The organism is Streptomyces sp. NPDC048441, assembly GCF_043200235.1.
GTDB lineage: Bacteria > Actinomycetota > Actinomycetes > Streptomycetales > Streptomycetaceae > Streptomyces.
Genome location: NZ_JBICXM010000022.1, coordinates 93,933 through 119,581, shown reverse-complemented (window position 1 = coordinate 119,581; position 25,649 = coordinate 93,933). Strand labels below are relative to the sequence as shown.

Genomic DNA, 25,649 nt, shown 5'->3' with positions numbered 1-25,649 from the left:
CACCCACGACCCTTCGTCTGGACGAAAACCGCCGACGAAATCCTCGACAAAGTCGCCGCCTACTGCCACCGAATCTCTGACTCAGGTCACTAGGGAGTCGGAGGCGCTGCGTCCGGAGGGCTACCCCACCCGCCGCAGCGCCCTCTCCCTGCGCTTCGCCACGCTCGATCCCGACTCCCTGCGTGCCATCCGGCGCAGTACGACCGGGGCCACGAGGAGGCCGAACACGGCGCAGGCTCCCAGCACCCCCGCGGTCTCCAAGTGCCGCCAGGAGTCGCCGATCTCGATGGCGGCCGCGCTGTCCGGCAGCAGGGCCGACCTCATGCCGAGGCCGAGCCAGTAGACGGGGAACGCCTGGGCGACCCATTGCAGCCAGTCCGGCATGGCGGTGACCGGGTAGAAGATGCCGGAGATCGCGATCATGCCGAGGACCGGCAGCTGGACGAGGCCCTGGCTGCGCGCGCTGGTGAACACCGAGCCGAGGATCGCGCCGATGGGCAGCGTCGCCACCATGCCGAGGACGAGGACCCAGGCCAGCGTCAGCCAGGAGCCGGGGCCGCCGGCCGACAGGCCGTCGATGATGAGGATGCCGGGGATCAGCAGGATCGCGAGGTCGGCGAGCAGGCCGCCCGCCACGGAGACGACCTTGCCCACGAGGTAGCCCGGCATCCCGTTCGGCGTCGCCTTGGCGCGCAGCAGGGTGCCGTCCTCACGTTCGGCGGTGAGCGCCTGGCTCATGCTGACCATGCCCATCGCCGCGTTCATGCCCAGGATGCTCGGCAGGGCGAGGGTACCGAGCAGCAGACCGCTCGTACCGAACGCCGTGTCCCGCATGAAGAACATGACGGTGAGCATCAGCACCGGCCAGAGCAGGTGGGACAGCACGTCGCCGCCGTTGGTGAACGACTGCCGCAGTTCGATCAGGCCGCGGGTCCAACCCGCCCGTACCGCCACGCTCTTCGGGTTCACCGGGCGGCCGCCTTCCTGGACTCGCGCTCACACTCGCGCTCACGCGGCGCCGCATCACCCTGGCGTACCAACGCCAGATAGGTGTCCTCCAACGAGGCCCTGCGGACCTCGAGTTCGCCCACGGCATCGCCGTACTCACCGAACAACCCGCGTACGAATGCCGTCGATTCGGCCGTCGACTTCACGAAGTGCTGCCCGTCGCGCGTCCAGCGCACCTCGTCCTGCCCCGTGATACGGCGCGCCAGGTCCTCCGCCGAACCGTCCGCGATGATCCGTCCCCCCGAAAGGATCATGATGCGTCCCGCCAGCTTGTCCGCCTCGTCCAGGTCGTGCGTCGTGAGCAGGATCGTGGTCTCGTGATCGTCGGCGAGCCGGTGGACGAGCTCGTGGAACTCCTGTCTGGCCTCGGGGTCGAAGCCCGCGGTGGGTTCGTCGAGGAACAGCAGCTCGGGGCGGCCCACGATGCCGATCGCCACGTCCAGCCTGCGTCGCTGCCCACCGGACAACGTCTTGATCTTCTTGCCCGCGTGCGCGGTCAGGCCGACCGCGGCCATGAGTTCGTCGGTGTCCCACGGTCGTCGGATCGTGTCGGTGGAGTAGGGGGCGTAGTACGTCCCGAGGTGCGCGAGCAGTTCACGCACCCGCCACTTGCCGTGGTCACGCCAGGACTGAAGGACTACCCCGAGCCGGGCACGCCACTGTTCGGTGCCGTGCGCCGGGTCCGTGCCGAGCACCTCGACACGGCCCGCCGAGCGGATGCGGAAGCCTTCCATGATCTCGATGGTGGTGGTCTTGCCCGCCCCGTTCGGGCCGAGCAGAGCGAGCACTTCCCCGTGCCGCGCCTGGAACGTCACATCGTTCAGGACGTCGGTCGTGCCGTAGCGCATACGCAGCCCTTCGACATCGAGCACGACCTCCTCGCTCGTCGTCGCCACATCAGCCCCTCGCCGTAGGTGTTCAGATATCGGCGAAGCTACGTTGCGTTCAGCAGTCCATCAACGATGGACTGGCCGAAGGTGCGTTCTCTGCAAGGGAATTCCGAGATACGTTGCAATGGAGTTGCCGCTGAACGCAAGACTGAAGAGTCTGAAGGGAAGGAGGCCCCCGCCCGTGCCAGGAGGAAGGCTGACCCACCAGGACCGTCGGCAGATCGGCTCAGGCCTCGCCGATGGCCTCGGATACGCCGAGATCGCCAGGCGCCTCGACAGGCCGACCTCGACGATCAGCCGGGAGGTGGCCCGCAACGGCGGGCCCGATGGATACCGCGTCGACCACGCCCACCTCGCCACCGGACGGCGGGCGAGGCGGCGCGGCGCCATCCCGCTGGGGGCACCTGCCGTCGTCGCCGATGCCTACGGCCGTGACCCCGATGCCGTACGCGACTTCGCCGAGCAGCTCGCGGCGCTGATGGTCAGGACCGGGGTGCCCAGGATGGCCGCGCGGGTGTTCGCCCGCCTGATCACCGACGACTCCGGCAGCCTCACCGCCGCCGACCTCGTCCAGCGGCTGCGGGTCAGCCCGGCGTCCGTGTCCAAGGCCGTCGGCTATCTGGAAGGGCTCGAGGTGATCCGCCGCGTACGCGAACCCCACCACCGCCGCGAGCGGTACGTCATCGACGACGACGTCTGGCTCCGGTCCTGGATGACGAGCGCCCAGCAGCACGCCATGTGGGCGGACACCGCTCAGCGAGGCGTCGACGTCCTCGACGCGGCGACGCCCGCCGGGGCCAGGCTCGCCCACATGAGTCAGTTCTTCTCGACCCTCAGCGACGACATGAGCGGCGGTGCGGGAGCCGTGGACGACGCGTTGACCGTACTGGCCGCGTTGTGGCACGCGGGCGCGCCGCTCACGGAGGGCCGGCTGGCCACCGCACTGAACTGGCCCCCGGACCGCGTGACGGCCGCCCTCCACCAGGCCGGAGGGGACCGGCTCACCCCGACGCAGCTCGAGGCGTGCGGCGCCGCCGTGCGGTGAGAGGTACCCGCCCCGGCCGGTTCCCCCCTGGCCAGGCCGACTGCCGCGCGGTACATCACAGACATGACCCGCGAAATGCCAGCTGAGGAAACTCGGGGAACGAAGGGGCGTCTCGACGGCAAGGTGGCCTTCGTCACCGGCGCTGCCGGAGGCCTCGGGCGCAGCCACGTTCGACGGATGGCGGAAGAAGGCGCCGACTTGGTCATCGTGGACATCTGCCGGCCGGTCGACACCGTGCCCTACCCGCAGTCGACACCGGAGGACCTGTCCGACGCGGTCGGGGAAGTACGGGCCCTGGGCCGTCGAGTCGTGGCGCGGCAGACGGACATACGCGACCGGGGCTCCCTCCAAGAGGCGTACGACGCCGGGCTCGCCGAGTTCGGGCAGATCGACATCGTGGTCGCCAACGCCGGGATCGCACCGTTACTGGTGGAGGACAGGGTGCAGGCGTGGCACGACGCCATCGACGTCAACCTCACCGGCACCTTTCACACCATCGAGGTGGCCGTCCCGTCGATGATCGACGCTGAACAGGGCGGCTCGATCGTGATCGTCAGTTCCACCGCGGGCCTTGTCGGTATCGGCGGGGCGAGCAACGGCGGCCTCGGCTACGCCGCTTCCAAACACGGTGTGGTCGGTCTGATGCGTACGTACGCCAACAACCTCGCCCCGCACAGCATCAGGGTGAACTCCGTGCACCCCACCGGCGTGGCCACCCTCATGGTCACCGACCCCGCCATCGTCGAATTCGTCGCCCAGGACCCGATTCTGTCGGAGACGGCACCAAATGCCCTTCCGGTGGACACAGTTGAAGCGGTCGACGTGTCGAATGCCGTCCTGTGGCTGGCCTCGGACGAAGCCCGCTACGTCACCGGTGTCACGCTGCCCGTCGACGCAGGATTCATCAACCGCCGCTGAGCCGCAGAGCCGCAGAGCCGGAGCGAGAGGTGGAGCGCCATGACCGATCAGACCGCCATGACCGATCAGTACGCGGATACGATTTTGGTGGACGGGCATGTCAAGACATCGTCGGGCTGGGCCCAAGCGCTCGCCGTGCGGGCCGGTGTCATCGACATGGTCGGCGGCCGCGAGGACGTGCTGCGCCGGCGCGGACCGGACACGCGGATGGTGGACCTGGCAGGCGACACCGTCCTTCCCGGCCTGCACGACCTGCACGTGCACCCGATCTACGCCGGAATCCGCGAACGCCGCTGCAAAGTCCCGCAGGGCTCGAGCCTGGCCGACACCCTCCGCATCGTGGCCGAGCACGTGTCCCGGGCCGCCCCCGGCGCATGGGTCCTCGGCGGGCAGTGGGACACATCCGCGCTCGGCACCGTCCCGGACCGGACGATCCTCGATGCTGTCGCCCCCGCCCATCCCGTCCTCCTGGAGGACACCAGCGGACACAGCTCCTGGGCGAACAGTGCGGCACTCGGGATCGCCGGGATCGGCCCCGGCACACCCGACCCGGCAGGTGGCATCTTCGAGCGGGACGCCGCGGGCAATCCGAGCGGCATACAACGCGAGACCGCCGCCGATCTGCTCGCCGCCTCGGCCCCCAAACCGTCCGACGACGAGGTCGAGTCGGCTCTTGAGTGGGCTCTCGAAGAAATGCTCTCCTACGGGATCACGTCGTTCACCGAAGCAGCCGTCGGGTTCACTGCCGGGCCGCGAGCCGAGCTGCGTGCCTACACCCGTCTCGCCGCGCGCGGAGCCGTCAGGCAGCGCGTGCGCCTCAGTCTCGTGTGGTCCCCCTACGACCCCGCGTGTGAGGACGTGATCACCGCACGAAACCTCTACGCGAGCGGCCACATCGCGCCCGACTGCGTGAAGATCTTCCTCGACGGGGTACCGACCGACAGCCACACCGCGGCGATGATCGAACCGTACAAAAACACAGTGGAGGGACGCGACGCCGACGCCGGCCGGCACGGAATGCTCGCGATCGCGCCGGCAGTCCTCGATCAGGCGGTGACCCGATTCGATCAGATGGGCATCACGGTCAAGTTCCACGCGGCAGGCGATGCGGCGGTCAGGGCGGCACTTGACGCCATCGAGGCCGCCCGCACGGCCAACGGGCACAGCCCATACATGCACAACGTAGGGCACTGTACGTTCGTGGCGAAGAGCGACATCGAGCGCGCGTCGCGGATCGGCGCGACGTTCGAAGTCTCTCCCTACTTGTGGCAGCCCTCCCCCATCTGCTCCGACATCGCGGCGGCCGTCGGCCTGGAAGCAGTCGAACGCGCATGGCCGGTGCGCGAGATGCTCGAAGCCCGCGCCCTGGTCGTGCCGGGCTCCGACTGGTGCGTCGTGCCGTCGGTGAACCCGTGGTCCGCCATCGAGACGCTCGTCACCCGGCAGGAGCCGGGGGGCAGCGCCGAATGTTTCGGCGCTGCCCAAGCCATCACGCTGGCACAGGCCTTCGACCTGTTCACGGTCAACTCCGCACGCCAGGAAGGCATGGCGAACCGCGTCGGGCGCATCGAACCGGGCATGATCGCCGACATCATCGTCGTCGACCAGAACCCCTTCGAAGCACAGCTCACTCAAGTTCACACCACCGAAGTCAAGATGACGTTCATCGAAGGTGAGCTGGTCTTCGACGCGGGGGCGTCGTGACGAGGCGAAGCAGGCCTACGGGATGTCCGCGCGGAACTTCTTCGTCAGGTCCGCGCCACGGATCACGTCTCCCGAGTGGTACTTGAGCCCCCAGGCGTCGATCACCGAACCGTCGCCGAACATGCAGGCGGAGACGACGTTCGAGGGGTTGGTCTCGCCCTTCTTGGCCCAGCCGCCGCCGTCCGTCGCCTTCGGGCCGTACATGGCGGTGCCGTTGATGGACTGGCAGTAGCCGATGGACGGGTTGCCGGGGTGGCCGCCCGGGTCGGCGGGCTTGTGGATGTAGGCGAGCGCGGCCAGCGTGGGCTTGTCGGCGGCGAGGGAGTCGGCGCCGATCGTGATCCTGGTGCCGTCCTTTCCGGTGAAGACACACATCTCGCGCTCGCCGCCGAGCTGGACGATCTGGGTTCCGGTCTTGGTGTAGTACGGAACCTGCTTCTGCGCGGAGCCGCCCTGCTGCTCGCACCAAGCGGCGTCGGCGGAGAGGCGCTTGGCGGTGTGCTGTCCGGACGCGGGCGCGGCGGGACCGTCGGCGGCGTTGGCCACCACGGCACTGCCCGACAGCAGCAACGCGACGCCCACGGCAAGGGCTTGGGAACGCTTCACGCTTCCTCCAGGAGGGGACGGCAGGTGTGGTCGGATCGGAATCGAGATCGTGGTCGGAATCGAGACATATCCTCGGGAGGCTTTCCGCGCAGGTCAACGCGTTCCCGCAGGCCAGTGGCGCGATGGTCGAAGTCGACGCGATCAGTTGCGCCGCCCGTGTCTGACCTGCCGCGACGAGGGGCGGGATCCGGCCAGTAATCCGCCAGTAACAGGCCCGTGGAGCCGAGCGGTTAGAGTGACTGCCCTCATGGGCGGAACGGGCGGGACAGCACACGCGTACGACACTCAGGGGAGCCCCGGCGCCACTCCCCCTGTGCTCCGCATCCGGCTGCTCGGCGGATTCCGGGCGGAACGGGTCGGCGGCGAGCCGCCCGCCGAGCGCTGGCCGCGCCCCAGCGCCCGGACGCTGGTGAAACTGCTCGCTCTCGCCCCGGGACATCAGTTGCACCGCGAGCACCTCATGGCGGAATGCTGGCCGCACGCCGAACTCCCGGCCGCCCAGCGAAATTTGCGGGTAGCACTTCACGCAGCCCGGCACACCCTGGAACCCGAACTCACGCCACGTTCGGCGTCCTCCTATCTGGTGACCGACGGGGCCTTGCTGCGCCTGGCCCCGGACGCGGTCCAGGTCGACACCGACCGCGCCGCGTCCCTGGCCGAAAGCGCCCTCTCCGACGGCGGAGTGCCTCAACTGGCCACGGCACTAGCCGCGTTCACCGGAGAGCTGCTCCCCGAGGACCGCTACGCCCCCTGGACCGAGCCGCACCGCGCGCATCTGACCCAGCTGCGGAACCGGGCCGCACTCGCCCTCGCGGAGGCCCAGCTCACGGCGGGTGAGACGCAGGAGGCGTGCGCCACCGCGCGACTCCTGTTGGAGTCGGTTCCTGCGGAGGAGCGGGCTCACCGCGTACTGATCGGTGCGTTTCTGCGGCAGGGGATGCGGCGTGCGGCGGTCCGTCAGTACGAGCTGTGCGCGGCGGCCGTCGACTCCGCCGAACCCGGAGCGCGTCCGGGCCCCGAGACGGCGCGACTCCACCGCGCGGCTCTCGACCACCCTCCGGCACCGGAGCCCGCCGCGGACGCGGCACGGGTGCGCGTCGACTGGGCCCGCACCCTGGAGCGTTCGGGCCGCTACGCGGAGGCGATCCGAGTCCTGCGGGAGGCGTTGGCGTCGTACGAACTCCAACACAGCCCCGACGCCTGTACGTTGACCGCCACCCGCCTCGCGGAGATCCTGGCCCACACGGCGACGCCCCAGGAGGCCCACACCGTTCTCGACGCCCATCCGCCGGCGCCTGGCGCCGCGGCGGACGTGCGGGCGGCGCACCGCATGGCGGAGTCGATGATCGTGTTCCACGAGGGGCGGTACGAGGCGGGGCTCGCGGCGGCGCGGGCTGCCGAGGCGGCGCTGGGGGCGCCCTTGAGCGCGGCCGGGCAGATCGATCAGGCCGGGCATCCCTCCCTGCTCGCCCGAGCACTCGCCCAACAGGCCGTCTGCCACGGTCTGCTGGGCCGCCACGAGGACGCCATCGCGCCCGCCGAGCAAGCGCTCCCACCAGCCGAGGAATCCGGCGATCCGGCTCTCCTGGCGACCGTTCTGTCCGTCCTCCGCGAGAACGCCCGCCGCGCGGGGCAGCACCGCAAGGCGCTGGACCACGGGCGGCGGGCCCTCACTCTCGCCGAGCAGGCCGGGCGGCCCACCGCCACCGCCTTCGAGCGCGCCAACCTCGCCGAGCTCCATCTGCTGCTGGGCGAGACCGACGAGGCGGAGCAGCTGGCGCACGCGGCCGTCGGGCTCGCCGAGCCGTTCGGCGGGACGGTGCTCGCCTTCGCCCTCACGGCGCTCGCCCGTGTGCGGACGGCAGCCGATCCGGACCGGGCTCGCGTCCTCCTCGACCGCGCCGAGCACTGCGCCCACGAGGGCGGACACCGGCAGGCCGTGGACGAGGTGCGCGCCGCCCGCGCCGACCTCGCCGGGACGAGCGACGAGAGCGGGAAGAGCGGGAAGCGGGAGGGCTGAAGGGACGGCCGCCCGGCGTGAAGGCCGGGCGGCCGTGCGGCGCGTCAGACCGCCGCGCCCACCAGCGCCGGGCGCTCCGCTTCCCGCAGCCGCTCCATCAGCGAGAGCCGGGCGCGTGCCACCCGCGAGCGGATCGTGCCCACCGGACATCCGGTGAGCAGCGCGGCTTCCGCGTAGGGCAGCCCAAGGAGCTGGGTGAGGACGAACGCTTCACGCCGTTCGTCGGGCAGCGCCGCGAGGAGGTCGGCGAGGACCACCCCGTCGTCGAAGCCCGGCAGGCCCCTCGGCTGTGCCCGCTCCGCGGCGGACTGCCAGTCGTCCGTGTCGGAGAGACGGGGCCTGGCCGCGGCGTGCCGAAGACTGTCGATCACCGCCCGCCGGGCGATGGACAACAGCCACGTACGGGCCGATGAGCGTCCCTCGAAGCGGTGCAGGCTGCCGAGGGCCCGCAGGAACGTGTCCTGGGTCAGGTCGTCGGCGGCCTGCGGGTCGCCGCCGAGGTACGTCACGTACCGGCGGACGTCCCGGTGCAGGGCGCGTACGAAGTGCTCGACGGCTTCGGGGTCACCGGCGCCGGCGGCGAGCGCCCAGGCCGTTATCGACTCGTCGGGTGAGCTGGGCAGGGCAGGAATGATCACCTGGTGTCCTTCTCGGGAATCCGGAGCCCGGAGGGACTGGACGGATGCGCCGTACGGCCGTACGTACGCGCGTCCGGCGGGTCCAGCGGGTCCGGTGATGGGGGAAGTACGGCCGCGCGATGTGCGCACGACCGATGCCCGAGCCGCCGTCCGGGTGCGCGGCGAGGCGCACGGAAACGGCGTCGGGAAGCCGGCTGTCAGGCGACAGCGGTCCCCGTGGGCGGACCCCGAGAAGTGATGGCGTGCACGAGAAGGAACTGCCGCGGGCTGCGGGCCTGGCGGCGCCGTTGAGGTCGGACCCGTGGCCGGTGGGCGGGCGCGGGCACCGCGAGGGGTACACGCAGCGGGGCGACGAGCCATCCGGCGAAGGCGCGCGCGATGCGGAAGGCGGCGCGCTCGCCGTGCGCGAGCCAGAGGCCGCAGAGGAGAGCTGCGACGAGGTGGGCGGCGATCATGCCGGTCGGCGACATCCCGGCCATGTCGTGGCCGCCACTCATGTGGTCCACGTGGTCCATGGAGGATTTCATCGAGGGCATGGCGGGCACGGGCGCGGACGGGGACCCTGGCATCGCGGCGGACATGGCCGAGCCCTGGCCCGTCCCCATCGAGTCGGCACCCGCAGGCGCCCCGCACAACACGTACTGAACCCAGCGCCGCACCAGAGAAGCCCCACCCGGAGGCCGGGGCTGAGCGGCGGCCTGCGCCAGGGAGAAGCCGGAGTGCAGCGCGGCCTGCGCGGCCACCGCCACAGAAACGACGAGCGGCAGCCCCCGCTCGCGCCCGGCAAGGGCCAGAGCCGTGCCACCGACACCGACGGCTCCGGCACCAAGCACCCACCAGGGCACCGGGGTTCCCGACATCATCACGTGCCCCAGGGCAGCGAGCAGCACACAGACGGCCGCGAACACCGCAGCCCGTAGCGCGCGAGAACACCGCCCAGCAGTCATGGCGGGCTCATCTTTGCATCCGCGTCACTCCTTTCACGGACGGGTACGCGAAATGAACCCACCTCGCTCACCTGGCCCCGAGGACTCAGGGCCAGGACCCTCGGTGGATCGGTGGATCTTACGGACCGGTGACATGAGCCTTCGGCGCGGCGCGGAACGGGTGGGGGCGGCCTAGCGTGTGGGTCATGCGTGTACTCGTCACCGGCGGCGCCGGGTTCATCGGATCTCAGATCGTCGACGCGCTCGTGGCGCGCGGGCACGACGTCGTCGTATTCGACGCGTTGCTCGCTTCGGCGCACTCCGGGCCGCCGCCGGAGCCTCGCGCGGGGGACCAGCTGATCTTCGGCGACGTGCGGGACGCGGACGCCGTGACCGGCGCGTTGCGCGGCATCGACGCGGTCTGCCACCAGGCGGCGATGGTCGGCCTCGGCAAGGACTTCGCCGACGCGCCCGAGTACGTCTCCTGCAACGACCTGGGCACAGCGGTACTCCTGGCTGCCATGGCCCGGACGGGCGTCAAGGACCTTGTGCTCGCCGGTTCGATGGTGGTCTACGGAGAGGGGCGCTACGCCTGCACCGCCCGGCACGGCGTGGTCCGGCCCGGACCGCGCGCGGCGGCGGATCTGGCGGCGGGCCGCTTCGAGCCCCGCTGTCCGTCCTGCGGCGCGGAGTTGACGCCGGGCCTGGTCGGCGAGGACGCGCCCACGGACCCGCGTAATGTGTACGCCACGACGAAGCTCGCGCAGGAGCATCTGGCGGCGGCATGGGCTCGTGCGACGGACGGCCGTGCGGTGTCGCTGCGCTACCACAACGTCTACGGCCCCGGGATGCCGCGCGACACCCCCTATGCGGGCGTCGCCTCCTTCTTCCGCTCGTCCCTCGCCGCCGGTGAGGCCCCGCGCGTCTTCGAGGACGGCCGCCAGCGCAGGGACTTCGTCCATGTGCGCGATGTGGCCGCGGCGAACGCGGTGGCGCTCGACGCGATGCGGGGCGGGGCCACCGGCGCCTTCACCGCGTACAACACCGGCAGCGGCGATCCGCACACGGTCGGCGAGATGGCCGACGCGCTCGCTTCGGCGTACGGGGGTCCGGCCCCTGTGGTCACGGGCGAGTACCGCCTGGGCGACGTCCGCCATGTGACGGCGGACTCGGCACGGCTCCGCGCCGATCTCGGGTGGCAGCCGGAGGTGGACTTCGCTTCGGGGATGCGGGAGTTCGCGGCGGCGTCGTTGCGAGGTTGAGAGGAGGGGGTGAGGTGCTGTCCGGCAGCGCTATGTTCCTACGTTCCCTGCGCCGCCGCCGGCAGCATCACCTCGAAGCAGCACCCGCCCGCCACGTTGCGTACGGCCGCGCTGCCCTGGTGGGCCTCGACGATGCCGCGCACGATGGCGAGGCCCAGACCGGCGCCCGCCGGGGGCGTACGGGCGTGGGTGCCACGCCAGCCGGTGTCGAAGACGCGGGGCAGATCCTCCTCGGGGATGCCGCCGCAGCCGTCCGTGACGGAGAGGACCACGCCGTCGTCCGAGCGCACGGCGGCGACGGCGACGGTGCCGTCCGCGGGGGTCCGCCGAATGGCGTTGATCAGCAGATTGCCGAGCACCCGGCTCATCTCCTTGCCGTCGACCTCGACCGGGACGGCATCGATCCGATTACCCACGAGGCGTACGCCGTGTTCGCGGGCGAGGGGGTCCGCCCCCGCGATGGCGTCGCCGACGAGGTCGTACACGGAGACGCGCGACGGCGAGAGCGCGAGGGCGCCCGCGTGGATGCGGGAGAGTTCGAAGAGGTCGCCGACCATGCCGTTCAGGCGCTCGACCTCGGTACGGATCTGGCGCAGATAGCGGTCGGGGTCGGAGGCCACACCGTCCTCCAGGGCCTCCGACATGGCGCGCAGACCGGCGAGGGGGGTGCGCAGGTCGTGCGAGATCCAGGCGACGAGTTCCCGCCGCGAGGTCTCCAGGGCACGCTCCCGCTCCCTCGACTCGGCGAGCCGGGCGCTGGTGGACTCCAGCTCACGGGTGAGATCGGCGAGTTCCGCGGTGGCGGGGATGCCGGGGGCCGCGAAGTCACCGCCGTCCCCGAAGGAACGGGCCGCGAGGGTCAGCGCCTTGCTCCGGGCGACGACCCAGCGCCCGAGCAGCAGGGCGGTGGCCAGCGAGACGACGGCGGCCATGGCGACCACGGTCGTCACGACGCTCAGGTCGTGCGGCGAGAGAAACATCGCCCACGCCACCACGAGCGTCCCGGCCAGCATGGCGGTCACCGCGACCCCGGCGACGACGGCCAACGACACGACGAGCGACCGCCGCCGGAACACGCGAAGCAGCAACGCACCGAGCAGCCCCGCGGCGGCGGCTCCGAGGAAGGCGTAGAGGGCGATGAGGAGGGTGTCGTTCATGAGGGGCTGCCGGGGGGCGAGGGCAGGAACGGGGACGGAGGCGAAGGCAGGGACGGGGGCGGGGTGGCGCTCGGTTCGGCTTCGTCCGGCGCCGCCCCCTCCGGTGCCGTCAGGCGGTACCCCACGCCCCACACCGTCTGGATCAGCCGCGGCCTCGCCGGGTCGTCCTCGATCTTGGCGCGGAGCCTGCGGACGTGGACCGTGACCGTCGACAGGTCGCCGAAGTCCCAGCCCCAGACCTCCCGCATCAGATCCTCGCGGCCGAACGCGCGGCCCGGGTGGCGCATGAAGAAGGCCAGGAGGTCGAACTCCCGGACAGTGAGGGCCAGTTCCGTGCCGCCCTTGGTGGCGCGGCGGGCCGATGGGTCGAGGGAGAGGCCCGCCGTGCGCAGCGGCGCGAGGGGGCGGCCGACGGTGGCCGAGCCGCTGCGGCGCAGGACCGACTCGACCCGCAGGACCAGTTCCCGCGGGCTGAACGGCTTGGTCACGTAGTCGTCCGCCCCTATCTCGAGCCCCAGGATCCGGTCGTCCTCGTCGCCACGCGCGGTGAGCATGATGACCGGCACCGGGCCCCGCGCACGCAGCCTGCGGCAGACCTCGAGGCCGTCCATGCCGGGCAGCATCAGGTCGAGCACCACCAGGTCGGGGCGGCGGGCGGCGGCGCGCTCCAGTGCCGTGGGGCCGTCCCCGGCACGGTCGACTCCGTACCCGGCGCGCTCCAGATAGCCCGTGACGACCTCGGCGACGGTCAGGTCGTCGTCCACGACGAGTACACGGAGCTCGCCGCCCTGCGGTGGTGTCTGCATACCGCCCAGCCTCGCACCGCACCCGGCCGGGCGGCGCGTCCGGTGGCGTCCCGCGTGCCGACGTCCCCGTTTCGTAAGAACCTGTTGTCCGATATGTCCGCTTCTGCTTCGTAGGGTGAAGCGCGTGAACCTCTCCTCCCCCCTTCCAGAGAATCCGCCGGAAGCGACGGACGCGCCCGGCGCCCGTGCCCCGCGGGCCGACGTCGTCCTGCCCTGCCTCGACGAGGCCGCCGCGCTCCCCTGGGTGCTCGATCGCGTCCCCGCGGGCTGGCGCGCGATCGTGGTGGACAACGGCTCCACCGACGGCTCGGCGGAGATCGCCCGCTCCCTCGGTGCCACCGTCGTACACGAGCCGCGGCGCGGTTTCGGTGCCGCCTGCCACGCGGGCCTCGCGGCGGCCACCGCGGATATCGTCTGCTTCTGCGACTGCGACGCCTCGCTCGATCCGGGGCTCCTCGCCTCCTTCGTACGCCAAGTCGACGCGAGGGAGGCCGACTTGGTGGTGGGCCGACGTCGCCCGCAGGGGCCGGGCGCCTGGCCACCGCACGCCCGCGTGGGCAACGCGGTGCTCGCCCGGATGCTGCGGCGGCGCACCGGTGTACGCCTGCACGACCTGGGCCCGATGCGGGCCGCCGGGCGCGAGGCGCTGCTCGCCCTCGGCCTCACCGACCGCCGCAGCGGCTACCCCCTGCAGATGGTCGTACGGGCCGCCGACGCGGGCTGGCGGATCGAGGAGCGGGACGTGCCCTACCTGCCCCGCACCGGCAAATCCAAGGTCACAGGCACCTGGCGCGGAACGTGGCACGCGGTCCGCGACATGCGGGGTGTGCTCGCCGAGCGGCCCGTGTCCGGCCCGGCCGTGCGCGAGGCCGGGGATGCCCGATGAACGCGCACCGGCCGAAGGGCTCCCGTACGGACTCTCACACATATGACCGCGCGGACTCCCGTGCGGGCTCCACCACCCTCGTCGTCATCGCCAAGGAGCCACTCCCCGGCCGCGTGAAGACCCGGCTCACCCCGCCCTGCACGCCGCAGGAGGCAGCCCGCCTCGCCGAGGCCTCGCTGCGCGACACCCTGTACGCCGTGCTCGCGGCGCCCGCACGGCGGCGCGTCCTGGTGCTGGACGGGGCCGCGGGGCCCTGGCTGCCGCGCGGCTTCGACGTCGTACCGCAGTGCTCAGGCGGTCTCGACGAGCGCCTCGCCGCCGCGTTCGCGGGGTGTACGGGGCCCACCCTCCTGATCGGCATGGACACCCCACAGGTGTCCCCCGCGCTGCTCGCCCCGGCACTCGGACCCGACGCCTGGCGGGAGGCCGACGCGTGGTTCGGGCCCGCCGTCGACGGCGGTTTCTGGGCCCTGGGTCTCGCCGAGCCCGACCCGGCACTGCTGCGCGGGGTCCCCATGTCCGTGCCCACCACCGGCGCCGTCCAGCGCGCACGCCTCACGGCGGCGGGGCTGCGCGTGCGTGACCTGCCGGTACTGCGTGACGTCGACACCGCGGACGACGCGCGGCACGTCGCCGCCGAAGCGCCGGACAGCCGCTTCGCCACCGCGCTCGGCGCCCTCGCCACGGCCGTCCGCCGATGAGCACCACCGTGCCGCCCACCGGCCGCGACGCCGTCCCGTGGCGTGCCGACCCGTACGCGGACGCCCTGCGCAACGGCCACGGCCCGCTCTTCCTGCGCCGCAGTGACGGCTGGCTGCTCCCCCTGGAAGTCGAACGCTGGTGCGCGGCCCCCGACGCGGCCGATCTCTCCGCGCTGCGCCGCTGCACGGGCCCGGTGCTCGACATCGGCTGCGGCCCCGGCCGCCTGGTCGCCGCCCTTGCCGCCCTGGGCTACCCGGTCCTCGGCATCGACATCAGCGAGGCGGCCGTCGCCCGCACGCTCCGCCTGGGCGGCACGGCTCTGCGTCGCTCCGTCTTCGACTCCCTGCCGGGCGAGGGGCGTTGGGGCACGGCCCTGCTCATCGACGGCAACATCGGCATCGGCGGCGATCCCGCTGCCCTGCTGGCCCGTACGGCGCGGCTGCTCGCCCCGGGCGGGCTCCTCGTCGCGGAGAGCGCGCCGGTGGACATCGACGAGCGTGTCCAGGTCCACGTGGACGACGGACGGGGCCGGGACACGGCGGGCGCCACCTTCCCGTGGGCCCGGCTCGGCACCCCCGCCCTGCTGCGGCACGCTCGCCCGTCCGGCTGGCGCCTCACCGATCAGTGGATCGTCGGCGGGCGTTCCTTCGTCGCGCTGCGGCGCCGCCGAAGGAACGTACGCGACGCACGCGACGTACGCGACGCACGCGACGCACCCGACATACGGAGCCTCCGACGAAGCAGCCACAGCGCCGAGCCCCCGAACAACGCCGCCGTCACCAGCAGCCAGCGCGCGAGGAACACGTCCGCGGGCAGGCCCGTGGCCGGCTCGTAGCGCGCCACCTGCCCGGTGATCAGCGGGAACCACACGAGCAGGAGCAGCAGGGAGAAGGCCGCCGGGACCCGGACGAAGTTGACCAGGTCCCGGCGCGGCCCGCCGAGTCCGGCCTGCACGGCACGGTCGGCCAGGGCGTAGAGCGGCAGCAGCACCAGATCGTGCAGCAGCGCCGCACCGACGAACCAAGCCGCCACCCCCACCCAGTCGTCCGCCAGGAGCCGCACCCCGGCGTAGCCGGCGAGCGCGAACGAGGCGAGCAGGAGGAGGAGTTGGAGCGGCCCCTCTCCATACCAGCGCCGGATTCCGTGCAGGACCGCGCCGCTGGTCATCACAGCTCTCCAAAGGTCAGCCGGGCCACCCACTTGGTGTTCAGGACACCGGGCGCCGCAGGGACGATGATCCGTGCCGGATAGCCGTGATCGGGGGTCAGATCCACGCCGTTCACCTGGAGCGCGAGCAGCGAACGCGGGTCGCGGACCTGGTTCTCGCGGAGTGCCGCCTTACGGAAGGACCCGCGCAGCTGGAGCGATTCGACGAGGACCGCGGGCGCCTCGGCATCCTCGTATCCGGCAAGCGCGGCGAGGTCCCGCAGCCGGACTCCTCGCCACCACTGGTCCGACGTCGACCAGCCCTCCACGCACGCGATGGGGAGCGCCGCGCTGTGCTGAGCGAGACTCAGCAAGTCGGCGCGGGACAGGCGCAGTTCGCGACCGTCCCGGCCGCTGACGACCAGCCGCCAGGCCTCGCCCGTGTCGGCGGGCCTGATCCCCACCATCCCGGCCGACTTGTTGATCTGGAAGCCGCTCGGCCCCGTCCCCGGTTCGCCGCCGCCGTGCGGCGCGAAGAGGGCCGTCCGGCGCGGCGCCCCGTCGAAGCTCTGCCCCGCCGTCGTCACGAGCAGCAGCGCGGAGCCACCGCCGACCAGGCCGAGCGCGCCCCTGCGGGACATCGTCGAGCCGGTGGCGGGCGTGTCGTCCGTACGCAGCCGATCCCGCAGCCCGCCCGCCCGCAGCGTCCGCACCGCGAGCGGCATCCGGAGCGCCGCATGTGCCACGAAGGCGCCGAAGAACACCCAGGCGCCGTAGAAGTGCAGGGGGTAGAACGAGCCGGGGAAGAGGTACTCCAGCTGGACGTTGAGCACCCCGGTCACGAACTCGAACAGCGCGCCGCCCACGAGCAGCAGCAGCGAGATCCGTTCGAGTGCGTGTCCCACGGAACGCACCGGCGGCAGCTCGAACAGCTTCGGGATCACCGACCACAGCTTGGCGAGCAGGACCGGGATCAGCGTGATGCCGACGGTGACGTGCAGGCCCTGGGTGAGGCGGTAGAGCCAGTGCGGATCGGTCGGCCAGGAGAAGAGGTAGAAGCCGAGCAGGCCCTTGTCCGGCGTCTTGTCGTTGACCGGCGAGAGGTCCGGGTTGTACGCGGCGTACGACAGGAGGCCCGTCACGAAGAGCAGCGTGATGCCGAACAGGAGGACGACACCGAGCACCGCGGTGAACCAGGTCCCGCGCAGAGGGCTGCGCCAGAAGCCCGGCGAAGACGGGGGTAGAGGAGAAGAGGGGGAGCCGTAACGTGGCTCGGTCCGTGGCAGGTCGTCGCCCATGTCGCTTCCTCGGCGGTCACGCGCGGCGGTGGGTTCCGCCGCCCTGCGCCGACCGTATGCCGCACCACCTGCGTGGACGGGCCCGCGACTCATGACGAAACTCTGACGGCGCAGTGCGGGCCCGCAAGATCTGACAGTTCGGTGACACCACCCTGTCCAAGGCCTGTCCAAGGCCGCCGACCGCCGCTTCCCGGCCTAGCGTGCAGGTGTGATCCCCGAAGAAGGACGTGAAGGTCCCGTTCCGCCCCGCCGCGACCTGCTCACCGCCATCGGGGCCGTCGCGCTCGTCGCGCTTGCCATCGCCATCGGCACGTACGTGGAGCGGGAGTACGGCACTCTGCACGTCAACTGGCCCCCGCTGTACGCCAAGTGGTCCCCGCACGTCGGGCCGGGAACCCCTGCCGCGCTCGCTGTCGCCGCGATGCTGATCGTGTACGGCCCCGCGCTCGCATCGCGCCTGCCCTGGCGACTGCTCGTCCTGGGGAGCTGGGCGGCGTCCATGGCCTGGATCTGGTCCCTTGCCCTCGTCGACGGCTGGCGCCGGGGCATCGCGGAGCGCCTGACCACCAAGTACGAGTACCTCCAGGTGATCGACCGCTTCGACGACATCCCGGCCGCCCTGCGGGACTTCACCCAGCACATCCTGATCGACTCGCCCGGCCACTGGCCCGCCCACACGGCGGGGCATCCGCCCGCGGCCACGCTCACCTTCGTCGTCCTGGACCGCATCGGCCTCGGCGGCGGCGCCTGGGCGGGCGTCTGGTGCATCACGCTCGGCGCGACGGTCGCGGCCGCCGTCCTGGTCAGCGTGCGCGCCCTGGCCGACGAGGCGATCGCACGCCGGGCCGCGCCCTTCCTGGTGCTCGCCCCGGCCGCGGTCTGGACCGGCACATCGGCGGACGGCTACTTCGCCGCCGTCGCCGCGTGGACCACGGCCCTGCTCGCGCTGGCCGCGACGCGCACGGTCCGCTTCCCGGCGGCCGCCGCACTCGGCGCGGGTCTGCTGTTCGGACTTCTCTGCTACCTCTCGTACGGCCTGACGCTGTTCGCGGTGGTCGCAGGCGCTGTGCTGCTCCTCGCGAGGAACGCCCGCCCGATCCCCTTTCTCCTCGCGGGGGCGGTGGTGGTGCCGCTCGTCTTCACCCTGGCGGGGTTCGACTGGTGGGAGGCGTACCGGATCCTGGTGGAGCGCTACCACCAAGGGGCGGGCGGCATCCGTCCGTACGGCTACTGGGTGTGGGCCAACCTCGCGTGCACGGTCCTCGTCGTGGGACTCGCCTCGGTCGCGGGGCTCGGCCGCGCGGTGACCTCCGCGCCGGGCGCCGTCCGGCGGCTGCGTACGGGCCGGGACGCGCCCGTCGACCGGCTCGTACTCCTCGTGCTCGTCGTCCTACTCGTCCTCGCCGCCGCCGACCTCTCCGGCATGAGCAAGGCGGAGACGGAACGGATCTGGCTCCCTTTCGCGGCCTGGCTCCTTGCCGCCACGGCACTGCTGCCACCGCGCACCCAGCGCTGCTGGCTGACGGCCCAGGCGGCTCTCGCGCTGCTGCTCAACCACCTTCTTCACACCGGGTGGTGACGACCGCTTGCGCCGCGGCGGCGAGCTCACGCCGGTCGGAGCCGTGCAGCGGGGAGTGTGCGGTGACCCGCATGGTCAGGCCCCGCGCACGGGCGACGCGGTGCAGGGAGGCACCGAAGGTCTCGTCGCCGAGGAAGGCTGCCGTGGTGCTGCGGGTGCCGTGCTGGTAGTAGCGGATGGTCACCGGGCGCACGGGCGCGCCCGCGTCGGCCGCCGCCTGGAACGTGGCCCGCCGGAACCGGCCGCCTGGCACGGAGCACCAGGTCGTCGCCTGCGGGAAGGCGAGGACCGAGCGACCGGAACGCAAGGCGGACGCCAACTCGGCGACCACGTATGGCAGTTGACGCAGCCCATCGCGGTCGATGAACTGGCATCCCGCGCGCCGGGCGAGCGTGCCGATGACCGGCCACTGACCCACTTCGCGCTTGGCGAGGACCGTCACCGGCTCGACGGCGAGCAGGCCGACGACGTCGAGCCAGGAGATGTGGTTGGCGACGATCAGGGTTCCCACACCCTGCACGGCACCCCGGTCCGGGCCGCCCCGCACCGTCAGACTCTCCGGCGCCGACTCGATCCGTACGCCGAGCGCGTCGAGGACGCCACGGGCCCGCGCCCGCAGCGCGAGGGGCTCGGCGAGCCGCTCGCCCTGTGCGACGCCACGGCCTATCTCGTACGCCAACGCGGCGTACCGGCGGCCCAGTTCGCCCGACGCCACCCGTGGCACCGACCGCGTGACGCAGGCCGGGGTGCACAGGACCACCGGGCCTCCTCCCCCTCCCCCGTGGCTCATGGGGTCTCCCCCAGGAAGTAGCGGCGGTAGCGGTCGCCGAGCCGGTCCATGTCGAGGAGTACGAAGAAGTCGGCGACGTCGAACTCGGGGTCGTGCGTCGGCGCCCCGCACATCCACGCGCCGAGGCGGAGATAGCCACGGAGTAGCGGCGGCAGATCGGCGTAGGTGGGCCGCTCCACCGTCGGCACGGTGGGCACCCAGGGGCGCCGGGGGTGCACCCGGAGGTCGGGCGGCGACGCGTGCTTGGACGTGCCGAGCAGCCAGGCGCTTGACGCCGCCTTGCCGCCGTCGGACAGCGGCACGGAGGCGCAGCCCGCGAGATAGCGGTGGCCGGAGAGCAGGACGTAGCGGGCGAGCGCCGACCACATCAGGTTGATCACGGCGCCGGAGCGGTGATCCGGGTGCACGCAGGAGCGGCCCGCCTCGATCGTGGAGGACCGCAGGTCAGCCAGGGCGCGCAGGTCGAACTCGCTGTCGGAGTAGGACCGCTCGGCCCGGCCGGGCGGCAGCAGACGGTACGTGCCGACGACCTCGTCGGTGGTGGTGTCGGTGACGATGAGGTGGTCCACGAGCTCGTCGTAGGGGTCCACGTCGTGGCCGGGCAGGGGGGTGTGGAGCGTGGCGCCCATCTCCTCGCCGAAGACGCGGTACCGCAGCCGCTGTGCGGCGCGTATCTGCTGTCCGGAGTCGGCGATGGAGGTGACGTAGGTGCTGGATACGGCGGGGACGGTGGGTGTCGAGGCAGCGGATGTCGAAGCCATGACGGATCTGGTCTCCGTTCGAGGATGAGCGGTGGTTCGGGGAGGCGTGGTTCGGGGATGAGGGCTCAGGCGTCGCGGCGCCCCATGATCACCGTGGCCAGGGTCAGTGAGGCGGCGACCCAGGCCGCGAGGAGCAGCAGCCCGGCAGCGGGGCCGTACAGATCCGCTTCGCCGGTGAGGAACTGCGTGCCCGCCGCCTGGGGCAGGAACTGCGCCAGGTTCGTGAGGAAGTCGAGGGGAATCGATTGGAGGATCGTCGGCACGATGAGCAGCAGCACGAACAGCACGGTGATGGCCCCGGCTGAACTGCGCACGATGGCCGCGAGGCCGATGGTCAGGACACTCATGAGCATCAGGTGAACGGCGATCCCAAACACCTGACCCGCCACTTGTGCGAGGTCGGATGTCGACTCGTCCATGGCCGACGCGCCCGCCACGACCCCGATCACGGCGAGCACGATCCCGGCGGCGAAGGCGACGGCCCCCACCGTGAGGCTCTTGGCGATCAGCAGGCGTGCCCGGTCGGGCACGCACTGGAGGGTGGTGGTGATGCTGCCGGTGGCGTACTCGCCGGCGACGCTGAGCATGGCGAGGGCCGCGACGATGAACTCGACGCCGTAGACGGTGGCGAGCGTCGCCGGGTCGGCGGCCGACGCGCCGGGGTCGTGGGTGACCGCCCCGACGCACGCGGCCGTCATGCCCATCACGGCGGCGGCGGTGCACAGGAAATACCAGGTCGAGCGGAGCGAGAAGAGCTTGGTCCACTCGGCTGCCACGGCCCCGCGAAGGCCGCCGCCGCCCGTCCGCAGCGGGACCCGGTGCTGCTCGCGGTGCTGCTCGGAGGTCTGAGCGCTCACAGCCGCGCCTCCCCGTACTCGACGCTGCCCGCGGTCAGTTCCATGTAGGCCTCTTCCAGTGACGCCTCGACGGCGCGCAGTTCGTGTAGGCGTACGTGCTGCTCATGGGCCAGATCACCGACGCGTTCCGCACTGATTCCCCGTGCGACCAGCTCGTGCGGTGAGACCCGCTCGACGTCGTGCGCCTCGCCCCTCAGCCGGTTCGCCAAGGCGTGCAGGCCCTCCGCCTCGGGCCCGCGCACGCGGACCGCGTTGCGGGAGCTGCGGGCGAGGATGTCCTCCATCGGGGCGTCCGCGATGAGCCGCCCCTTGCCGATGACGATCAGCCGGTCGGCGGTGACCTCCATCTCGCTCATCAGATGGCTGGAGACGAACACCGTTCTGCCCTGCGTGGCGAGCGACCGCAGGAAGCGGCGGATCCAGAGGACACCGTCCGGGTCGAGCCCGTTGACCGGCTCGTCGAGCATCAGCACCTCGGGGTCGCCGAGGAGCGCTCCCGCGATGCCGAGGCGCTGCCCCATGCCGAGCGAGAACGATCCCGCCTGCTTGCCCGCCACATCGCTGAGCCCGGTGGCGTCGAGCACCTCGTCGACTCGACGGGCGTCGATACCGTGACTGCGCGCCATCGCGAGGAGGTGCTTGTGCGCGCTGCGCCGGGGGTGCACGGCCCTGGCGTCCAGGAGCGCGCCGACCTCCCGCAGGGGATGCGTGTGGTCGGCGTACCGCTTGCCCTTGATGAGCGCGGTGCCCGATGTGGGGTGGTCGAGGCCGAGGATCATGCGCATCGTGGTGGACTTGCCCGCGCCGTTCGGCCCGAGGAAGCCGGTGATCTTCCCCGGCGCCACCTCCAGGGACAGGTCGTCGACGGCGGTCTTCTCGCCGTATCTCTTGGTCAGGCCCCGCAGTGTGAGCATCGTTCCCCAAATCCCTCTCGGCGCCTACGCCTTCGGTCGCGTCGGCGGTGCTGACAGGGACGCTACGAAGCGGCGCGGCCGGGGACAGGGGACCTTGGTCAGCACTTGCCCTGCACTTTCGTCAGGTGGAGAGCCGCCGGGTAGCGTGCTCGCATGATCCGAGTGCTGCTTGCCGATGACGAGGCGATGATCAGGGCCGGGGTGCGGGCGATCCTCGGCACCGCCGACGGCATCGAGGTGGTCGCCGAGGCGACCGACGGGCGCGAGGCGGTCGACCTGGCCCTGAAGCACCGTCCGGACGTCTGCCTCCTCGACATCCGGATGCCACGCCTCGACGGCCTCCAGGCGGCGGCCGAGCTGCACCAGGTCGCACCCGAGACGGCCGTCGCGATGCTCACCACGTTCTCCGAGGACGAGTACATCGCGAGCGCCCTCGGCTCGGGAGCGGCCGGTTTCCTGCTCAAGTCCGGCAATCCGCGCGAGCTGATCGCAGGCGTCCAGGCCGTCGCCGACGGCGGGGCGTACCTCTCCCCCTCGATCGCGCGGCGGGTCATCTCCCACCTGGGAGCGGGGCAGCTCGGCAAGCAGGCCACCGCGCGTGCCCGCATCGAAGAGCTGACGGCGCGCGAACGCGAGGTGCTCGCGCTGGTCGGGGCCGGTCTGTCGAACGCGGAGATCGCCCAGCGGCTGCACGTCGTCGAGGGCACGGTGAAGGCGTACGTCAGCCAGGTCCTGGCCCGCCTCGGCTTCAAGAACCGGGTGCAGGCCGCGATCCTCGCGTACGAGGCGGGGCTCGTCGGCGGGGAGTGAGCGCTCCGGCACGATCGGGTCACTCGGCACGCTCGGGGCGATCCCCTACTTTCGTCACGGGCGCGGGCCGGGGGTGATCGGCGATGCTTGCCGGATGCGGATGCGCGGCGTACACAGCTGGTTCCCCCAGCTCTTCGACATCGGACTGTGGCTCGTGGTGTGCATGCCGCCGGTCTCGGGAGTCTTCGGTCTCGACGGGCGTGACGCGGTCGTGGCGGCCGTGGGCGTCCCGCTGCTCGGGGGCGCCGTCGCGTGCGGCAGGCGGTGGCCGCTCGCCGCCCTCGCCGTGCCGGTCGCGCTGAGCCTGATGATGGACCCGGAGATGCTGGCGCCCGCGTACTGGGCGGCGCTCGCCCTCTTCGGGTATCTCGCGGGCAGCCGCACAGTGGCGGTGCGTCCCGCGCTGTGGTTCTTCGGGGCGGTCGCCGTGGTCGGGCTCGTGCTGTGCGCGGTCGTGTCGAGCGATCTGTGGGGCTGGCCCACGATGCTCCTGGTGCTGCTGGTCGCCGTGGTGCTGCCCTGGCTGCTCGGCCGCTACCGCCGCCAGTACACCGACCTGATGTCCACCGGCTGGCGGCTCGCCGAGCGCATGGAGCACGAGCAGCAGGCCGTCGCGGACCGTACCCGCATCCGTGAGCGGGCCCGGATCGCGGGCGACATGCACGACTCGCTCGGCCACGACCTGACGCTCATCGCGGTCCAGGCGGGCGTCCTGGAGGTCGATCCCAGCCTCGACGCCCGCCAGCAGGCGGCCGTGGGGGAACTGCGCGAGGCGGCGGGTGCGGCGACCGAACGGCTGCGGGAGATCATCGGCGTGCTGCGGGCCGACGACGAAGTACCGCCGAGGGCGCCGTCGGAGGAGAGCCCGGACGCCGTGGTCGAGCGCGCGCGGGCCTCCGGGGTCGAGGTCACGCTCGAACGCTCGGGGGCCACGGAGGACCTGCCGCCGATGGTCGCTCTCGCCGTCCACCGCGTGCTCCAGGAGTCCCTGACGAACGCCGCCAAGCACGCGCCGGGTGCGGCGGTGCGGGTCCGCATAGCGCGGGACGGCGACACGCTGCGGCTCACGGTGGTCAACGGTCCGGCTCCGGCGGGGCCCCTCGCCGGGGTGGCGTCGGGCGGCAGTGGTCTGGTCGGCCTCGACGAGCGGGTGCGCCTCGCGGGCGGCACGCTGCGCGCGGACCTCACGGACGACGGCGGCTTCGCCGTGGACGCGGAGCTGCCCGCTGCGGGAGCGGCACCGCGCGCCGCCGACGCGCCCCGGCCGACCACGTCCGCCCGTGAACTGGAGCTGGCGAGGCAGCAGATCAGACGGCGGCTCACCCAGGCGGTCCTGGCCCCGCTAGCGGTCCTCGCCGGAATCCTGCTGCTCATGCTCCCCCTCAGCCTGATCAGCTCGTCCTTCTCGATCCTGGACCGGGACGTGTACGAGGGCCTGACGACCGGAGAGCCGCGAGGCGAGGTCGAATCCCGGCTGCCGCGGTTCACCAGGGACGGCGCGCCGGACGGCGCGCCCGCGCCTCCGCGCGGCCAGGACTGCGTGTACTACAGCACGCGCCTCATGTCGGCCGACGGCTACCGGCTCTGCTTCACCGACGGACGACTCGTGTCGAAGTCGGTCGTGGGTGAGGGTGAGTAGCGGGGCCCGTGGACGGACCGTGCAGACTCAGGCAACACCCGCGAACGAGAGGCAGTCATGGCGACGACGCACCACGAACCGGCCGGTCAGCTCCCCCTGGCGGGCATCACCGTCGTCAGCCTGGAGCAAGCCGTCGCCGCCCCCTTCGCCACCCGGCAGCTCGCCGACCTCGGCGCCCGCGTGATCAAGGTGGAGCGTCCCGGCGGCGGCGACTTCGCCCGCCGCTACGACACCACGGTGCACGGCCAGGCCAGCTATTTCGTCTGGCTCAACCGCTCCAAGGAGTCCCTCACCCTGGACCTCAAGGCCGATGACGGCATGGAGATCCTGCACGAACTCCTCGCGGGTGCCGACGTGTTCGTTCAGAACCTCGCCCCCGGCGCCGCCGACCGCCTGGGTCTCGGCGCGGACGAACTCCAGGCCCGCTACCCGTCGTTGATCCCCTGCACCGTCAGCGGCTACGGCACGAGCGGCTCCTGGGCGGACCGGAAGGCGTACGACCTGCTCGTGCAGTGCCAGACCGGGCTGCTCTCGCTGACCGGCACACCGGACGAGGCGGTGCGTGCGGGCATCTCGGTCGCCGACATCGCGGGCGGGATGTACGCCTACAGCGGCATCCTCTCCGCGCTCTTCACCCGGGCAACCACCGGGCGTGCACCGACAGTTGAGGTCTCCCTCTTCGACGCGCTCGCCGAGTGGATGAGCCAGCCCGCGTACTACACCCGCTACGGCGGCACCCAGCCGCCGCGCGTCGGCGCCCGGCACGCGACGGTCGCGCCGTACGGCCCGTTCACCGCGTCCGACGGCAAGGACGTCCTGCTGTCCGTGCAGAACGAGCGCGAGTGGGCCGCGCTGTGCGAACAGGTCATCGGGAGGCCCGAGTTGACCGACGACCCGCGGTTCGCCACCGGCTCGGACCGCGTGGCACACCGCGAGGAACTCGACGCGATCATCTCCGTACGCTTCGCGGGACTCGGCAGCGACGAGGCGATGGAGCTGCTCGACCGCGCCAACATCGCCAACGCGGGCGTCAATTCGGTCACCGAGTTCCTCGACCACCCCGCGCTGACGGAGCGCGAACGCTGGCGGGATGTCGCGATCCCGGGAAGCACAGCCCCCGTACAGGCGCTGCTGCCGCCCGCCGATCTCAGCGGCGTACACCCGCGTATGGATCCCGTACCGGCCGCGGGCGAGCACACCGAGCTGATCCTCGGCGAACTGGGCCACGATCCGGCCGACATCGCGCGGCTGCGCGAGCAGGGAGTCTGCCGCTGATGCGGGGAGTCT

24 protein-coding genes are annotated in these 25,649 nt (G+C 72.0%); 12 read left to right on the top strand and 12 right to left on the bottom strand.

Annotation, left to right across the window (positions count from 1 at the left end; translation table 11 throughout):
• Nucleotides 1–120: 120 nt before the first annotated feature.
• A complete protein-coding gene (locus ACGFSB_RS36445; RefSeq protein WP_393408588.1) occupies nt 121–969 on the bottom strand; it encodes an ABC transporter permease in 849 nt (282 codons plus the stop codon).
• The gene (locus ACGFSB_RS36440; protein ID WP_393408610.1) at nt 966–1,856 is read right to left on the bottom strand and encodes an ABC transporter ATP-binding protein; all 891 of its coding nucleotides are present in this window, start codon (nt 1,854–1,856) and stop codon (nt 966–968) included. Before ACGFSB_RS36440 ends, ACGFSB_RS36445 begins: the two co-directional genes overlap by 4 nt.
• Nucleotides 1,857–2,079: 223 nt before the next feature.
• On the opposite strand from ACGFSB_RS36440, the gene ACGFSB_RS36435 reads away from it, so the two are divergent.
• From ACGFSB_RS36435 to ACGFSB_RS36425, 3 genes are all read left to right on the top strand, one after another.
• Complete coding sequence (locus tag ACGFSB_RS36435) at nt 2,080–2,943, top strand: helix-turn-helix domain-containing protein (RefSeq protein ID WP_393408586.1); 864 nt, start codon at nt 2,080–2,082, stop codon at nt 2,941–2,943.
• Between the two features lie 63 nt (nt 2,944–3,006).
• On the top strand, nt 3,007–3,861 hold the full coding sequence (locus ACGFSB_RS36430; protein ID WP_393408584.1) for a mycofactocin-coupled SDR family oxidoreductase: 855 nt from the start codon (nt 3,007–3,009) through the stop codon (nt 3,859–3,861).
• A 39-nt stretch (nt 3,862–3,900) separates the two neighbouring features.
• Nucleotides 3,901–5,565 carry an amidohydrolase gene (locus ACGFSB_RS36425; protein ID WP_393408582.1) on the top strand — a complete coding sequence of 555 codons (1,665 nt, stop codon included), beginning with the start codon at nt 3,901–3,903 and terminating at the stop codon, nt 5,563–5,565.
• A gap of 15 nt (nt 5,566–5,580) precedes the next feature.
• On the opposite strand, the gene ACGFSB_RS36420 is transcribed toward ACGFSB_RS36425, so the two are convergent.
• Complete coding sequence (locus ACGFSB_RS36420; RefSeq protein WP_393408579.1) at nt 5,581–6,171, bottom strand: hypothetical protein; 591 nt, start codon at nt 6,169–6,171, stop codon at nt 5,581–5,583.
• A gap of 247 nt (nt 6,172–6,418) precedes the next feature.
• Here ACGFSB_RS36420 and ACGFSB_RS36415 point away from each other — a divergent pair, with 247 nt between their 5' ends.
• On the top strand, nt 6,419–8,191 hold the full coding sequence (locus tag ACGFSB_RS36415; protein WP_393408577.1) for a BTAD domain-containing putative transcriptional regulator: 1,773 nt from the start codon (nt 6,419–6,421) through the stop codon (nt 8,189–8,191).
• Nucleotides 8,192–8,235: 44 nt separating this feature from the next.
• Here ACGFSB_RS36415 and ACGFSB_RS36410 read toward each other — a convergent pair whose 3' ends face one another.
• Both ACGFSB_RS36410 and ACGFSB_RS36405 read right to left on the bottom strand, forming a co-directional pair.
• A complete protein-coding gene (locus ACGFSB_RS36410) occupies nt 8,236–8,829 on the bottom strand; it encodes a sigma-70 family RNA polymerase sigma factor (protein WP_393408575.1) in 594 nt (197 codons plus the stop codon).
• A gap of 197 nt (nt 8,830–9,026) precedes the next feature.
• Nucleotides 9,027–9,776 (bottom strand): hypothetical protein, encoded by a 750-nt coding sequence (locus ACGFSB_RS36405; protein WP_393408573.1) that lies wholly within the window; start codon nt 9,774–9,776, stop codon nt 9,027–9,029.
• A 185-nt stretch (nt 9,777–9,961) separates the two neighbouring features.
• Between ACGFSB_RS36405 and ACGFSB_RS36400 the strand changes: the two genes are divergently transcribed.
• Nucleotides 9,962–11,017, top strand: coding sequence for an NAD-dependent epimerase/dehydratase family protein (locus ACGFSB_RS36400; RefSeq protein ID WP_393408570.1), 1,056 nt, complete (start codon nt 9,962–9,964; stop codon nt 11,015–11,017).
• Between the two features lie 38 nt (nt 11,018–11,055).
• Here the strand turns inward: ACGFSB_RS36400 and ACGFSB_RS36395 are convergent, their stop codons facing one another.
• Nucleotides 11,056–12,174, bottom strand: coding sequence for a sensor histidine kinase (locus ACGFSB_RS36395; RefSeq protein WP_393408568.1), 1,119 nt, complete (start codon nt 12,172–12,174; stop codon nt 11,056–11,058).
• Nucleotides 12,171–12,980, bottom strand: coding sequence for a response regulator transcription factor (locus ACGFSB_RS36390; protein ID WP_393408565.1), 810 nt, complete (start codon nt 12,978–12,980; stop codon nt 12,171–12,173). Before ACGFSB_RS36390 ends, ACGFSB_RS36395 begins: the two co-directional genes overlap by 4 nt.
• Before the next feature lie 208 nt (nt 12,981–13,188).
• Here ACGFSB_RS36390 and ACGFSB_RS36385 point away from each other — a divergent pair, with 208 nt between their 5' ends.
• Genes ACGFSB_RS36385 through ACGFSB_RS36375 form a run of 3 tightly spaced genes read left to right on the top strand, consistent with a single transcriptional unit; the run spans nt 13,189 to nt 15,403 of the window.
• On the top strand, nt 13,189–13,866 hold the full coding sequence (locus ACGFSB_RS36385; protein WP_393408608.1) for a glycosyltransferase family 2 protein: 678 nt from the start codon (nt 13,189–13,191) through the stop codon (nt 13,864–13,866).
• Nucleotides 13,863–14,567 carry a DUF2064 domain-containing protein gene (locus ACGFSB_RS36380; protein WP_393408562.1) on the top strand — a complete coding sequence of 235 codons (705 nt, stop codon included), beginning with the start codon at nt 13,863–13,865 and terminating at the stop codon, nt 14,565–14,567. The genes ACGFSB_RS36385 and ACGFSB_RS36380 overlap by 4 nt, the downstream gene beginning before the upstream one ends.
• Nucleotides 14,564–15,403, top strand: a complete 840-nt coding sequence (locus ACGFSB_RS36375; protein ID WP_393408560.1) for a class I SAM-dependent DNA methyltransferase — start codon at nt 14,564–14,566, stop codon at nt 15,401–15,403. Before ACGFSB_RS36380 ends, ACGFSB_RS36375 begins: the two co-directional genes overlap by 4 nt.
• A 331-nt stretch (nt 15,404–15,734) precedes the next feature.
• On the opposite strand, the gene ACGFSB_RS36370 is transcribed toward ACGFSB_RS36375, so the two are convergent.
• Nucleotides 15,735–17,012: a molybdopterin-dependent oxidoreductase gene (locus ACGFSB_RS36370; protein WP_393408558.1), complete on the bottom strand. Its 1,278-nt coding sequence runs from the start codon at nt 17,010–17,012 to the stop codon at nt 15,735–15,737.
• Nucleotides 17,013–17,220: 208 nt separating this feature from the next.
• On the opposite strand from ACGFSB_RS36370, the gene ACGFSB_RS36365 reads away from it, so the two are divergent.
• Entirely contained in the window at nt 17,221–18,591 is a 1,371-nt protein-coding gene (locus ACGFSB_RS36365; RefSeq protein WP_393408556.1) for a hypothetical protein, read from the top strand.
• On the opposite strand, the gene ACGFSB_RS36360 is transcribed toward ACGFSB_RS36365, so the two are convergent.
• From ACGFSB_RS36360 to ACGFSB_RS36345, 4 genes are all read right to left on the bottom strand, one after another.
• Entirely contained in the window at nt 18,563–19,381 is an 819-nt protein-coding gene (locus ACGFSB_RS36360; RefSeq protein WP_393408554.1) for a lysophospholipid acyltransferase family protein, read from the bottom strand. The two genes, ACGFSB_RS36365 and ACGFSB_RS36360, sit on opposite strands and share 29 nt — an antisense overlap.
• A complete protein-coding gene (locus ACGFSB_RS36355) occupies nt 19,378–20,142 on the bottom strand; it encodes a GNAT family N-acetyltransferase (protein WP_393408551.1) in 765 nt (254 codons plus the stop codon). Before ACGFSB_RS36355 ends, ACGFSB_RS36360 begins: the two co-directional genes overlap by 4 nt.
• 65 nt (nt 20,143–20,207) lie before the next feature.
• Nucleotides 20,208–20,999: an ABC transporter permease gene (locus ACGFSB_RS36350; protein ID WP_393408549.1), complete on the bottom strand. Its 792-nt coding sequence runs from the start codon at nt 20,997–20,999 to the stop codon at nt 20,208–20,210.
• Nucleotides 20,996–21,913 (bottom strand): ABC transporter ATP-binding protein, encoded by a 918-nt coding sequence (locus tag ACGFSB_RS36345; protein ID WP_393408547.1) that lies wholly within the window; start codon nt 21,911–21,913, stop codon nt 20,996–20,998. Before ACGFSB_RS36345 ends, ACGFSB_RS36350 begins: the two co-directional genes overlap by 4 nt.
• Nucleotides 21,914–22,066: 153 nt before the next feature.
• On the opposite strand from ACGFSB_RS36345, the gene ACGFSB_RS36340 reads away from it, so the two are divergent.
• The 3 genes from ACGFSB_RS36340 (at nt 22,067) to ACGFSB_RS36330 (ending at nt 25,637) form a co-directional block, all read left to right on the top strand.
• Nucleotides 22,067–22,723 (top strand): response regulator, encoded by a 657-nt coding sequence (locus ACGFSB_RS36340; protein WP_393408545.1) that lies wholly within the window; start codon nt 22,067–22,069, stop codon nt 22,721–22,723.
• Between the two features lie 94 nt (nt 22,724–22,817).
• Nucleotides 22,818–24,362 carry a sensor histidine kinase gene (locus tag ACGFSB_RS36335; RefSeq protein WP_393408543.1) on the top strand — a complete coding sequence of 515 codons (1,545 nt, stop codon included), beginning with the start codon at nt 22,818–22,820 and terminating at the stop codon, nt 24,360–24,362.
• A 57-nt stretch (nt 24,363–24,419) separates the two neighbouring features.
• On the top strand, nt 24,420–25,637 hold the full coding sequence (locus ACGFSB_RS36330) for a CaiB/BaiF CoA transferase family protein (RefSeq protein ID WP_393408540.1): 1,218 nt from the start codon (nt 24,420–24,422) through the stop codon (nt 25,635–25,637).
• The last annotated feature ends 12 nt before the right edge of the window (nt 25,638–25,649 follow it).

What these genes read in the sequence shown, in the direction of transcription:
- ACGFSB_RS36405 (WP_393408573.1), bottom strand. Translation starts at nt 9,776, where the DNA reads ATGACTGCTGGGCGGTGTTCTCGCGCGCTACGGGCTGCGGTGTTCGCG.
- ACGFSB_RS36330 (WP_393408540.1), top strand. Translation starts at nt 24,420, where the DNA reads ATGGCGACGACGCACCACGAACCGGCCGGTCAGCTCCCCCTGGCGGGC.
- ACGFSB_RS36400 (WP_393408570.1), top strand. Translation starts at nt 9,962, where the DNA reads ATGCGTGTACTCGTCACCGGCGGCGCCGGGTTCATCGGATCTCAGATC.
- ACGFSB_RS36340 (WP_393408545.1), top strand. Translation starts at nt 22,067, where the DNA reads ATGATCCGAGTGCTGCTTGCCGATGACGAGGCGATGATCAGGGCCGGG.
- ACGFSB_RS36360 (WP_393408554.1), bottom strand. Translation starts at nt 19,381, where the DNA reads ATGAGCCACGGGGGAGGGGGAGGAGGCCCGGTGGTCCTGTGCACCCCG.
- ACGFSB_RS36375 (WP_393408560.1), top strand. Translation starts at nt 14,564, where the DNA reads ATGAGCACCACCGTGCCGCCCACCGGCCGCGACGCCGTCCCGTGGCGT.
- ACGFSB_RS36390 (WP_393408565.1), bottom strand. Translation starts at nt 12,980, where the DNA reads ATGCAGACACCACCGCAGGGCGGCGAGCTCCGTGTACTCGTCGTGGAC.
- ACGFSB_RS36355 (WP_393408551.1), bottom strand. Translation starts at nt 20,142, where the DNA reads ATGGCTTCGACATCCGCTGCCTCGACACCCACCGTCCCCGCCGTATCC.
- ACGFSB_RS36380 (WP_393408562.1), top strand. Translation starts at nt 13,863, where the DNA reads ATGAACGCGCACCGGCCGAAGGGCTCCCGTACGGACTCTCACACATAT.
- ACGFSB_RS36430 (WP_393408584.1), top strand. Translation starts at nt 3,007, where the DNA reads ATGACCCGCGAAATGCCAGCTGAGGAAACTCGGGGAACGAAGGGGCGT.
- ACGFSB_RS36370 (WP_393408558.1), bottom strand. Translation starts at nt 17,012, where the DNA reads ATGGGCGACGACCTGCCACGGACCGAGCCACGTTACGGCTCCCCCTCT.
- ACGFSB_RS36335 (WP_393408543.1), top strand. Translation starts at nt 22,818, where the DNA reads ATGCGGATGCGCGGCGTACACAGCTGGTTCCCCCAGCTCTTCGACATC.
- ACGFSB_RS36395 (WP_393408568.1), bottom strand. Translation starts at nt 12,174, where the DNA reads ATGAACGACACCCTCCTCATCGCCCTCTACGCCTTCCTCGGAGCCGCC.
- ACGFSB_RS36415 (WP_393408577.1), top strand. Translation starts at nt 6,419, where the DNA reads ATGGGCGGAACGGGCGGGACAGCACACGCGTACGACACTCAGGGGAGC.
- ACGFSB_RS36440 (WP_393408610.1), bottom strand. Translation starts at nt 1,856, where the DNA reads ATGCGCTACGGCACGACCGACGTCCTGAACGATGTGACGTTCCAGGCG.
- ACGFSB_RS36425 (WP_393408582.1), top strand. Translation starts at nt 3,901, where the DNA reads ATGACCGATCAGACCGCCATGACCGATCAGTACGCGGATACGATTTTG.
- ACGFSB_RS36345 (WP_393408547.1), bottom strand. Translation starts at nt 21,913, where the DNA reads ATGCTCACACTGCGGGGCCTGACCAAGAGATACGGCGAGAAGACCGCC.